Source organism: Calidifontibacter terrae, from assembly GCF_054778835.1.
In genome coordinates this window covers 509,973-521,269 of sequence record NZ_BAAGZF010000002.1, presented here as the reverse complement: position 1 = coordinate 521,269, position 11,297 = coordinate 509,973, and the positions used below count along the sequence as shown (strand labels likewise).

Sequence of the window (11,297 nt, the reverse complement as noted above, 5' to 3'; positions counted from 1 at the left end):
GGCGATGACGGGAGATCTACGGGCGATTGCGGGGGTGTCGCGCCTGGGACGACGCTAGGAATCGGGTGTTTCGGTGGCCCGCGCCGAATATTTCGGGCGTGAAACATCTGTCTCATTCGGCCGCCACCGCACGGTGAGATCCGGTCACGGGTGCGGTCGCGGACTCCGGCGGATCGACCTCGTCCATCCACCCCAGCAACCCACACACCACGTCGCGGCAGCCGCCGCATCCGGTGGTCGCGCGGGTCGTCCGCGCCACGGCCTCGACGGTGCGCGCGCCGGCCAGATGGGCCTCGACGACGGTCTTCTTGGTGACCCCGTTGCACCGGCAGACGGTCGCGGAACCGGGCATCGCCTGCGGCGTGGTCGCCTCGGCGGCGGCTCCGGGCAAGGCGCCGAGCAGCAGGAAGGCAGGGTCGTCCGGCACCGCGCTGCGCCGTTCGTACGCCGTGGTCAGGGCGGCCGCGACTGCGGCGTCCCCGACACACACCGCGCCCGTGACCCGGCCGTGCGCGACCGACACCGCCAGCGACCGGCGGCCGGCGTGATCGCTCAGCCTCACCACGCGGTGTTCGGGGTCGATCGTTCCGAGCGCGACGACACTGAGGCCGACCGCCTTGAGCTTCACGATGTCGACAGCGGTCTCACGTCTGTCCGGGTCCTGCCCACACAGTTCTGCGGCCAATCGGGCGGCCTGGTCCCAGCCCGGGGCGAGCAGCCCGGTCCAGCGGCCCTCTACTTCGGCACAGTCACCGATCGCGGCGACGGCGGCATCCGCCGGTGAGCGCAGATCGGCGCCGACCACGATGCCGTGGTCCACCGGCAGCCCGGCCTCCCGGGCCAGCTGGGCGTTCGGCTCCACCCCGGCGCTGACGACCACCAGATCGACCGGCAGCGTGCGTCCGTCGTCCAGCCGTACGGCCGAGACGTGGCCGTGCCGCTCCTGCAGCTGCGCGATCCGGGCGTCGAGCTCGATGTCGATCCCGTTGTCCTGCAGGCTTGCCCGTACGACTTCCGCGGCCGGGTCGTCGAGTTGCCGTTCCATCAGCGTCGCCGACCGGTGCAGGACCACGACCTCGACTCCGCGACCGCGCAGCCCGCAGGCCAACTCGAGGCCGAGCAGGCCACCGCCGACGACGGCCACCCTCCGCCCGGGAACGGCGGAGGCGAGCAGATCACGGCAGTCGTCGAGCGTGCGCAGCGCGCGGATCCCGCGCAGGTCGCCCCGAGGAAGCGGGATCCGCGGCCGGGCACCGGTAGCGAACACGACCGTGTCGTACGGGTACTCGCCACCGATCGCGTCGACGACCACGCGCCGCGCGCGATCGACCCGTACGGCGGCGATGTCGCGCAGCACCCGTGTTCCGGCCGGCGGAGCAGGCAGGGTGAGCCCGCCGAGGGACGCCCGCCCGGCGATCACCTCCGAGAGCAACAGGCGGTTGTACGGCTCGTGCGGCTCGTCGCCGAGCACCGTCATCTCGATGGCGTGCCCGGCCTCGCGCGCGATCCGGTCGAGGTCCTGCAGGAAGCGGGCCGCCACCATCCCGTGGCCGATGACGACGACGCGCTTCACGCCGCCCCCGGCCCGGCCGGGCGGACGCTGACCGCACAGACCTTGAACTCGGGCATCCCGCTGACCGGGTCGACCGCGGGGTTGGTGAGGTCGTTGACGACCACAGCGCCGTCGTGGTGGAAGGGCACGAACACGCTGTCCCGGTCGACGGCCTCGGTCAGCACGGCTCGTACGACGACCGTGCCTCGGGCCGAGCTCACCTCCACTCCCGTGCCCTCCTCGATCCCGAGGCGGCGGGCGGTGAGCGGGTGCAGTTGCGCGTACGCGTGGTCACCGGGTCGACCCAGCGCCGGGATGCGCCGCGTCTGCGCGCCGGACTGGTACTGCCGCAGCACCCGCCCGGTCAGCAGGTACATCGGCGCGTCGTCGCGCAGGTCGTCGGCCACACCGGCGACGGCGGGCACGATCGCCCGCGCCCGGCCGTCGGGGGTGGGAAAGCGCTCGAGGAAGAGGCGCGGCGTGTGGTCGGCGCCGACCGGGGCCGGCCAGAAGATCTCGGCACCGGACTCGACGCGCTCGGGAGTGACGTCGCCGTAGTCGGCGATGCCGCCGGCGCTGGCCCGGTTCAGCTCGCGCAACACCGCGTCGGGGTCGGTGACGAACGGCACCGGCGCACCGAGCAGCTCGGCCAGATCGGCCCAGATCCGCAGCTCGTCACGTACCTGTGTCGGTGGATCCATGACAGGACGGCGGCGCAGCACACGTCCCTCGAGCGAGGTCATCGTGCCGCGCTCCTCGGCCCACTGCGGCACTGGCAGCACCACGTCGGCGAGCGCCGCGGTCTCCGAGAGCACGAAGTCGGCGACCACCAGCAGGTCCAGCGCCGCCAGCCCGGCCCGTACGCGGCCCGCGTCGGGCGCGGACACCGCGGGGTTCGCGCCGTGCACGAAGAGCACCCGCGGTCCTCCGTCGACGCCCAGCGACCGGAGCAGTTCGACGGCAGGCCGTCCCGGCCCGGGGATGACGGACGGGTCGACGCCCCACACGCCGGCGACGTGGGCCCGCGCCGCGGGATCGGTGATCGAGCGGTAGCCGGGCAGTTGGTCGCACTTCTGCCCGTGCTCGCGGCCGCCCTGCCCGTTGCCCTGGCCGGTGATGCAGCCGTAGCCGCTGCCCACCCGGCCGGGCAGGCCCAGGCCGAGCGCCAGGTCGATGGCCGCGGTGACGGTGGCGGTGCCGTGGGCGTGCTGTTCCGCGCCCCGTCCGGTGAGCACGTACGCGCCCCGGCCGCCGCGTGCCGGCGACGCGGCGACCAGCAGCTCGGCGACCCGGCGCAGCTGCTGCGCGGGCACCCCGGTGACGGTCTCGACACGCTCCGGCCACCACTGCGCCGCTTCCCGGGCCACCTCCTCCCACCCCGTCACCCGCTGCTCGAGGTACGCCGAGTCCGACCCCTCGGCGCCGATCACCGCGTGCAGCAGCCCGAGCAGCAGCACGACGTCGGTGCCCGGCTGGTTGCGCAGGTGCACGCCGTGCCCGTCCGCGGTCAGCGCGGCAGTGGCCGAGACCCGCGGGTCGACGACCACGAGACCGCCCCGGTCGCGCACCTCGCCGAGGTGCTGCACCGCCGGAGGCATCGTCTCGGCGAGGTTGCTGCCGACCAGCAGCACCACGTCGGCGCCACCGAGATCGGCCAGTGGGAAGGGCAGCCCACGATCGAGTCCGAACGCCCGGTTGCCGGCGGCCGCCGCCGACGACATGCAGAACCGGCCGTTGTAGTCGATCAGGCTGGTGCCCAACGCGATCCGGGCGAACTTGCCGATCGTGTAGGCCTTCTCGTTGGTCAGGCCGCCACCGCCGAACACCGCCACCGCGTCCGAGCCGCCCGCGCCCTGCGCGGCTCGTACCCCGGTGACGATCCGGGCGTACGCCTCCTCCCAGCTCGCCGGGTGCAGCTCGCCGTCGGTGCCGCGCAGCAGCGGCTCGGTGAGCCGGTCGGGCGTGGTCAGCAGTTCGGCGCTGGTCCAGCCCTTCTGGCACAGCCCGCCACGGTTGGTCGGGAAGTCCCGCGGGGTCACGGTGACCGCGCCGTCGTCGCCTCGCCGGAGGGTCATCGCACACTGCATCGCGCAGTACGGGCAGTGGGTATCGGCCTGAGTGTGCATCAGCGGCTCAGACCGCGTGCCGCTGCAGGGCCGCACCGCGCCGCCCGTACACGGCCCAGGTCAGCAGTGCCATCGCCAGGTAGACCGTGAGGATCGCCCACAGCGCCGGGACGATCGAACCGGCCCGCGCCTTGGACAGCGAGAACGCCTGCGGCACCAGGAATCCGCCGTACGCCCCGATCGCGCCGACGATGCCGATGGCGCCCGCGGCCAGCCGGCGCGACGCGGCCAGCCCCTCGACCGAGCGGTCCGGGGTGGTCGCGTCGAAGACCGCCGGGATCATCCGGTAGATCGAGCCGTTGCCGACGCCGGTGAAGACGAACAGCCACAGGAAGCTGAGCAGGAACAACGTGAAGTTCTTGCCGCCGAGGGCCTGGACGGCACCGGCCGCGCCGATCGCCATCGCCACCAGCGAGCCGACGGTCACGACCCAGCCGCCGAGCCGGTCGGCGATCCAGCCGCCGAACGGCCGCGACAGGGAGCCGACCAGCGCGCCGAGGAAGGCGAGCTTCAGGCCGTGCTGCGGGAAGGCGTCGTGCAGCAGCTTGGGGAAGACCCCAGCGAACCCGATGAACGAGCCGAAGGTGCCGAGGTAGAGCACCGCGAGCAGCCAGGTGTGCTTCCGGTGGGCGGCCCGCAGGAACGAGCGCTTGTCGGAGGTCGCGGTGCTGAGGTTGTCCATGAACCGCCAGGCGGCCAGCGCGGCGAGCAGGCAGAGCGGCACGAACACCCAGCCGGCCAGCGGCAGGTCCGGATCGCTGACCGTCGCCGAGCCCCACACCACCACGAACGGGATGGCGAACTGCACGGCCGCGGTGCCGAGGTTGCCTCCGGCGGCGTTCAGCCCGAGGGCCCGCCCCTTCTCGGCGGCCGGGAAGAAGAAGGAGATGTTCGTCATCGACGACGCGAAGTTGCCGCCGCCGACCCCGGCGAGCGCCGCCACCACCAGCAACGTCCCGAACCCGGCGTGCGCACGCAGGGCGAGGGCGAGCCCCACGCTCGGCAGCAACAGCAGCAACGCCGAGACGATCGTCCAGTTGCGGCCACCGAAGCGCGGCACCGCGAAGGTGTACGGCAGGCGCAGCGTCGCGCCGACCAGCGTCGGCACCGACAGCAGCCACAGCTGCTGGCTGTCCGAGAAGCTGTAGCCGTACGCGGCCAGTTGGGGGACCACGATCCCCCAGATCGCGAACACCCCGAAGCCGAGGAACTCGGCGGCGACCGACAGCCACAGGTTCCGGTGTGCGGTCGTACGTCCGCCGGCCGCCCACTGCGCGGCGTCCTCCGGCTCCCAGTCGTCGATCCACCGGCCCGGGCGGCGGGTGATCGGTGGGGCAAGGTCCTCGACGGGTGCTGCAGCGGTGATGGCCATGGCGCCTCCGGCGGCCGGGCCCACCCGGACGGTGGGCTGGTGGCCGGAAAGCTAGGCAGCGGGTGTTTCAGCCGACGACGCGTTGCGGTAACGCCGACGTCACCAGTGGCTCACCGTCCGTTCGGCGGGCGGTGAGAAGTCCTGGTTCGTACGTCGCTGACCTGCGACGACGTTCCTACGGCACCGGGGTACGACGGCGGTGAGAGGTGCGTCACACCGTCCACTCGTTCGCCACTCGTCCGCCACTCCGGTCGCGCCACGCCACCGAGGTGGCGGACGAACCGGCTCAGGCCAGGCCGAGGTCGGCCATCGAGAACGCGGCGAGGTAGGGCACCCCGGCCTCCTGCTCGATGATCTGCTGGGCGCCGGTCGCGCGGTCGGCGATGGTCGCGACGGCCACCACCTCGGCGCCGATCTCGCGCGCCGCCTTGACCGCCTCCAGCGGCGAGGCACCGGTCGTGGTGGTGTCCTCGACGACCACGACACGTCGCCCGGCGATGGACGGGCCCTCGATCCGCTGCTGCAAGCCGTGGGCCTTGCCCTGCTTGCGGACGACGAACGCGTCCAACCGCTCACCCGCCGCAGCTGCGGCGTGCAGCATCGACGTGGCGACCGGGTCGGCACCCAGGGTCAGGCCGCCGACCGCCTCGTAGGACAGCTCCCGGGTGAGGTCGCGCATGACCCGACCGACCAGCGGAGCCGCCTCACCGGACAGTGAGATGCGGCGCAGATCGACGTAGTAGTCGGCCTCCTTGCCGGACGACAGGGTCACCCTGCCGTGCACCACGGCGTTCCCCTTGATGAGTTCGAGCAGGCGGTCACGGTCGGCAGCGATGTCGGTCAGCTTGTCGGTCACGCCCCAAGAATAGGAGGCGGCAGGGCCTGTCGGTGTCCCCGTCTAGGCTGGCGCCGTGCGTATCGCGACCTGGAACGTCAACTCCGTACGGAGCCGGATCGAGCGGGTGCTGGGGGTGCTCGAGCGCCACGACCTCGACGTCCTGCTGCTGCAGGAGACCAAGTGCCGCGACGACCAGTTCCCGATGGAGGGTCTGGCCGCCGCCGGCTACGAGGTGGCCCACCACGGCCTCAACCAGTGGAACGGTGTCGCCGTGATCTCGCGCGTCGGTCTCGACGACGTCGAGGTCGGCTTCCCCTCGATGCCCGGTTTCGGCGATCCGATCGCCGCCGAGGCGCGGGCGCTGGGCGCCACCTGCGCCGGTGTACGGGTGTGGTCGCTCTACGTCCCCAACGGTCGCGAGATCGACCACGCCCACTACCACTACAAGCTCGACTGGCTGGGCAAACTGCGCGACGACGCCGCGGGCTGGCTGGCCGCCGACCCGCAGGCGCAGGTGCTGCTGGCCGGCGACTGGAACATCGCCCCCCAGGACGACGACGTCTGGGACATCGAGTTCTTCGCCGGCAAGACCCACGTCACCGCACCCGAGCGCAAGGCATTCCAGGACGTCCTCGACGCGGGGTTCATCGACGTCGTGCGCCCCTATACCTCCGAGCCGCGCACCTTCACCTACTGGGACTACACCCAGCTGCGCTTCCCCAAGAAGCAGGGCATGCGGATCGACTTCGCGCTGGCCTCGAAGGCGCTCGCCGACCGGGTCACCCACGCGATGATCGATCGCGAGGAGCGCAAGGGCAAGGGCGCCTCCGACCACGCGCCGGTCATCGTCACCCTTGGCTGAGCGCGTTAGGGTCGCCCCATGAGCTCGCCGGATGACCCGTACGCCCGCCAGGACCACGACGCCGAGACCCGGGCGATGCCCCGGGTCGATAGTGATCAGCCCTTCACGAGCGACCCCTACGCGTCCCCACAAGCACAACAACCGCAGCAGCCCTCCTACGGCGAGCCGCCCCAGCAGTCCTACCCAGGTGACCCCTACGCGTCACAGCAGCAGTCTTATGGCCAGCCGCCCTACACAGGTGACCCCTACGCGTCACAGCAGCAGCCATATGGCCAGCCGCAGCAGCCGTCGGCGGGCTATGGCTCCTACGACCCAAACCAGCAAGCGGGCAATCCCGCCGGCAACCAGTGGGGCAGTCCCTACGGCAGCCCGCCACCCGGCAACTACCCGCAGAACTACGGCCAGGCGCCCTTCACCGGGTATCCCGCCCAGGGCCAGATCTACGCCCCGCAGAACAGCAGCCAGGGTGTGGCCATCGCCGCGCTGGTGTGTGGCCTGCTGGCCTTGGTCTGCGGCATCACCGCGATCCCCGGCCTGATCTGCGGGTTCATCGGCCTGTCGAAGGCGAACAAGGAGAACAACTCCAGCGCCCGCGTCATGTCGATCGTTGGGCTCGTCATCAGCGCGCTGGTGATGGTCCTCGTCGTGGTTGTGATCGTCGTCGCCGCCGCAGGTTCATGATGCGACTCGATCATGACCTGGTCGTCATCGGCGCCGGGTTCTCAGGGATCGCCATGACGATTGCCGCCAAGGCGGCCGGCCGTGAGGTCCTGATCTTGGAACAAGCCGAGGAGATCGGCGGCACCTGGCGCGACAACCGCTACCCGGGCGTCGCCTGCGATGTCGAGAGCCATCTCTACTCCTACAGCTTTGAGTTGAACCCCGACTGGTCGCGCGACTACGCCCCGGGCGATGAGATCCAGGACTACCTGCTCTACGTCGTCGAGCACTACGACGTACGGCGTCACGTTCGCTTCGGTGCGCGGGTGCAGCAGGCCTGGTTCGTCCAGGAGACCGGCCATTGGGAGGTCGCCTTCGCCACCCCTACCGGCCTGTTGGAGACCGTCACCTGCCGCGATCTGGTCGTCGCTGTTGGATCGCTACAGACTCCGGTCACCCCACCGATCCCGGGACTGGAATTGTTCCGCGGCGAGGTGATGCACACCGCCGACTGGGTCGCCGGCACCACCTCCCACGGCAAGCGGGTGGGCGTCATCGGAACCGGCGCGAGCGCGATCCAGGTCATCCCGCCACTGGCGGAGGATGCCGCGGCGCTGACCGTTTTCCAGCGCACTCCGAGCTGGGTGCTGCCCAAGAATGACCGCGAAATCCCGGAGTCGACCTCGGAACGCTTCGAGCGGCGACCGGCCCTCATGCAGGCCAAGCGGCAGAAGATCCGGGCCGCCAACGAGACGCGCGCAGTGGCGTTCACCAAGCACCCCGCACTGCTGTCCGCGGTCTCGCTGCGCTCGCGCCACTATCTGAAGTCGGTCGTCAAGGATCCGGTCCTGCGCGAGCAGCTGACCCCGGACTACACGATGGGCTGCAAGCGAATCCCGTTGTCCGACAACTACTACGAGGCGCTCATTCGTAAGAATGTACGCGTTGTGACCGGCGCGATCACCAGTGCCGACGCCACCGGAATCGTGACCGCCGACGGCAAACACCACGCGCTCGATCTGCTTGTTCTGGCGACCGGTTTCGACCCGTCCGCGTCATGGAAGGCGGTCAACGTCTTCGGCGAAAACCACCGGTCACTCACCGCGGCCTGGGACGCCGGCATTGACTCCTACTTCGGCGTCACCGTCCCCGCTTTCCCGAACATGTTCTTGTTGCTCGGCCCGAACTCCGAACTCGGCCATACCTCGGTGTTGCTGATGATGGAGGCCCAGGTCGAGATGGTCGTGAAGTTGATGGCCGAGCGCGATCGCCGGGGCGCGGACCTGGTGTCCGTACGACCTCAGGTCGTTCCGGCCCACATGCGCGAGATCGACGAACGCAGCGCGAAATCGGTCTGGCAGCAAGGCGGTTGCCGCAGCTGGTATCTCGACGAGCAAGGCCGCAACCGCACGCTCTGGCCCGGCTCGGTCGGTGAATACGAACGGCGCGTGCGCGAGCCGGACTACATCGACTTCGAGTTCACCAGCGTTTCGGCGGGCTGAGTCGCCCGAACAGCGTGGCGGCCGAGCAGCAGCGCCGTGCCTGCCGCGACCGTCGCCGCGATCGCGGCGCCCAGGAACACCGTGTTGACCTGGTGGACGCCCGCGGCGCGGTAGGCGGCTTCGGTCGGCTTGGCGAGGCCGGAGATCTCTGAGTAGTACTGGTGTAGTCCGATCGCGGTGAGCAGCGCGAGACCGACGACCATCCCGACCATGCGCGCCACGACGATCAACGCCGAGGTCACGCCGTGGTCCGATTCGCGGGCGTCGTGCAGCGCCGCGTCGTTGACCGGCGCGATCGCCAGACCGACGCCCAGACCGACCACGATCAACACGATGGTGGCCGCCACGGTATCGAGGGCGTTGCCGCTCCAGCGCGACATTGCGAACAGTCCGAGGGCAGCGGCGGCCAGGCCGATACCGGCAACGACACCCGGACCCGTACGCCGCAACAACCGTCCGCCGACCAGCGCGCCGACCGGGACGGCGACCAGGAAGCGCACCAGGATCACCGCCGCTTCGGTCTGTGAATCGGTGACCGTCAGTCGGGCCAAGATCGGGATGTCGACCACGATCGCCACGATCGAGGTGCCGACCAACAACGAGACAACCAGCGCCGGCAGCACCCGACCGACGACCGTGCCGCGCGCGATCAGCGGTTCCTGCGCTCGGCGGTGCCACCACCAGTAGACCGCCACGGCGACCGCCCCCAGCGGCAGCAGCCACAGCCCCATCGGCCCGACGACCTGCGTCTCGGGGTTCGCCGAGGAGAAGGTCAACACCAAGCAGCCGAGGGCGATCGCAATCAGCAGCGCACCCACCAGGTCGGCCCGGCGCAATGTCGGCCACCAGTAGCGGGCGGACACGGCCACCAGGGCGGCGAGTGCGCCGAGGCCCCACAGGCCGATCGGGGTCATCAAGCGTGCGTTGTGTCCCGCGTACGGAACGAAGGGGTCGCCGTAGGCGATCGACGTCGTCAACGCCGAGGGCGCGATCAGAGCGAGACCCAACAACACCACCGTCACCAAGCCAACGAGGGCGGTGAGAGCGAGCCACCATCGGGAGATCACCGGGCCTTCCTTGCGGGCCGTCGGCCCGCCGGTGACCCGGATCAGAATCGCCAGCGCGAGGGCGCCGGCCGCGTTCACCCAGAAGATCGCCCGCCAATCCCAGACGTGCAGAATCAGCGCGCCGAGCAACGGTCCGAGCACGCTGCCGATCTCTTGAACGGCGCCCACCACGCCGAACGCGGTGCCGCGCTCCCCTGGCGCCCAGAGCGAGGCGACGATCGCGAGGGTTGCCGGAACCAGGCCGCCACCGCCGATCCCCTGCAGAACTCGACCGGCCACCAGCACGTCCAGGTCGACGCTGATCGCGGTGATGGTGGAGCCGACGCCGAACAACGCCAAGCACCACAACAGGATCCGCTGCCGATCACGCAGGTCAGCCAGTCGACCGATCAGCGGGAGGACCGCGATGTAGCCGAGCAGGAAACCCGACACGATCGGGGTCGCCTTCTGCAGGGCGTCGATCCCGAGACCGACGCCCTTCATCATGTCGGGCAACGCGAGCACCACGACGTAGGTGTCGGCGGCGGCCAAGGCCACCGCGACGGACGCCGTCGCGAGCAGCGCCCTAGGGCGCCTGGATGTCAACCGTCTTCCCGAATTCGGTGAAGTCGAGGTCGTAGGTCGACTTGGCGGCACCCTTGTAGAACGGGCCGACCACGGTTGCGCTGCGCAACTGATTGTTGTCGGTCAGGTTGTATTGCACCGTGAAGGTGCCACTGCCGTCGCCCATGAACAGGACGTCCTTGATGGCCGAGCCGGGCAGGGTCCCGCTGATGCTGGTGACGACGTCGCTGCCGTCGCGCAGCTGACCGCCAGCCTTCGGGTTCTGGGTCTGCGGCAGCAGGGACGAGATGCCCTTGTCCTTCGAGAACAGCTTGTTCGGGTCGGGCGCGCCGTATTGGTTCGGGTTGATCACCGTCATCGCCGAGGCGAACGGCAACTTGGCGTAGGTCTTGCCGCCGAGCGCGACGACCGGCACCGATGCGGCCAATGAGCCGGCCTGCACGTTCAGGGTGCCCTTGAATGCGGGCTTGTCGTTGACGTCACCTTCCCCGCTGAGCACCCCCGAGGAACTCTTGGGAACGTCGGTGCCCTGCAACTTGAAGTGATAGCCGCTGGTGGCGTCGATCGACTTCTTCGCGGCTCCGAGCCGGTCTGCCGCCGTCATCGTGGCAGCCGAGCTCGAAGCTGTGGACTTCTTGCCGCTGGTGCTGCTGCATCCGGAAAGGGCGAGGGTGGCGGCCAAGGCGGCGGTGCCTACCGCGGTGGTCATTCTGCGTGAGCGCATGGGTGCAAACCTATCTGCTGGATCCGACGC

Annotated in this window: 9 protein-coding genes; 3 read left to right on the top strand and 6 right to left on the bottom strand. The window is 70.3% G+C overall.

What is annotated here, in order from left to right:
* Positions 1-112: 112 nt before the first annotated feature.
* From ACYU98_RS05185 to pyrE, 4 genes are all read right to left on the bottom strand, one after another.
* The gene (locus ACYU98_RS05185; RefSeq protein ID WP_460467127.1) at positions 113-1,573 is read right to left on the bottom strand and encodes an FAD-dependent oxidoreductase; all 1,461 of its coding nucleotides are present in this window, start codon (positions 1,571-1,573) and stop codon (positions 113-115) included.
* On the bottom strand, positions 1,570-3,678 hold the full coding sequence (locus ACYU98_RS05180; protein WP_460467126.1) for a molybdopterin oxidoreductase family protein: 2,109 nt from the start codon (positions 3,676-3,678) through the stop codon (positions 1,570-1,572). The genes ACYU98_RS05185 and ACYU98_RS05180 overlap by 4 nt, the downstream gene beginning before the upstream one ends.
* A gap of 7 nt (positions 3,679-3,685) precedes the next feature.
* Positions 3,686-5,050: an MFS transporter gene (locus ACYU98_RS05175; protein WP_460467125.1), complete on the bottom strand. Its 1,365-nt coding sequence runs from the start codon at positions 5,048-5,050 to the stop codon at positions 3,686-3,688.
* 286 nt (positions 5,051-5,336) lie between these two features.
* Complete coding sequence (gene pyrE, locus ACYU98_RS05170) at positions 5,337-5,906, bottom strand: orotate phosphoribosyltransferase (protein WP_460467124.1); 570 nt, start codon at positions 5,904-5,906, stop codon at positions 5,337-5,339.
* Between the two features lie 55 nt (positions 5,907-5,961).
* On the opposite strand from pyrE, the gene ACYU98_RS05165 reads away from it, so the two are divergent.
* The 3 genes from ACYU98_RS05165 to ACYU98_RS05155 are packed head-to-tail and all read left to right on the top strand — an operon-like array spanning position 5,962 to position 8,912.
* Complete coding sequence (locus ACYU98_RS05165; protein WP_460467123.1) at positions 5,962-6,750, top strand: exodeoxyribonuclease III; 789 nt, start codon at positions 5,962-5,964, stop codon at positions 6,748-6,750.
* Positions 6,751-6,768: 18 nt separating this feature from the next.
* Entirely contained in the window at positions 6,769-7,431 is a 663-nt protein-coding gene (locus ACYU98_RS05160) for a DUF4190 domain-containing protein (RefSeq protein ID WP_460467122.1), read from the top strand.
* The gene (locus ACYU98_RS05155) at positions 7,428-8,912 is read left to right on the top strand and encodes a flavin-containing monooxygenase (RefSeq protein ID WP_460467121.1); all 1,485 of its coding nucleotides are present in this window, start codon (positions 7,428-7,430) and stop codon (positions 8,910-8,912) included. The genes ACYU98_RS05160 and ACYU98_RS05155 overlap by 4 nt, the downstream gene beginning before the upstream one ends.
* Here the strand turns inward: ACYU98_RS05155 and ACYU98_RS05150 are convergent.
* Positions 8,873-10,564, bottom strand: a complete 1,692-nt coding sequence (locus ACYU98_RS05150) for an MFS transporter (RefSeq protein WP_460467120.1) — start codon at positions 10,562-10,564, stop codon at positions 8,873-8,875. The two genes, ACYU98_RS05155 and ACYU98_RS05150, sit on opposite strands and share 40 nt — an antisense overlap.
* A complete protein-coding gene (locus ACYU98_RS05145) occupies positions 10,545-11,267 on the bottom strand; it encodes an LppX_LprAFG lipoprotein (RefSeq protein WP_460467119.1) in 723 nt (240 codons plus the stop codon). The genes ACYU98_RS05150 and ACYU98_RS05145 overlap by 20 nt, the downstream gene beginning before the upstream one ends.
* Positions 11,268-11,297: the final 30 nt, after the last annotated feature.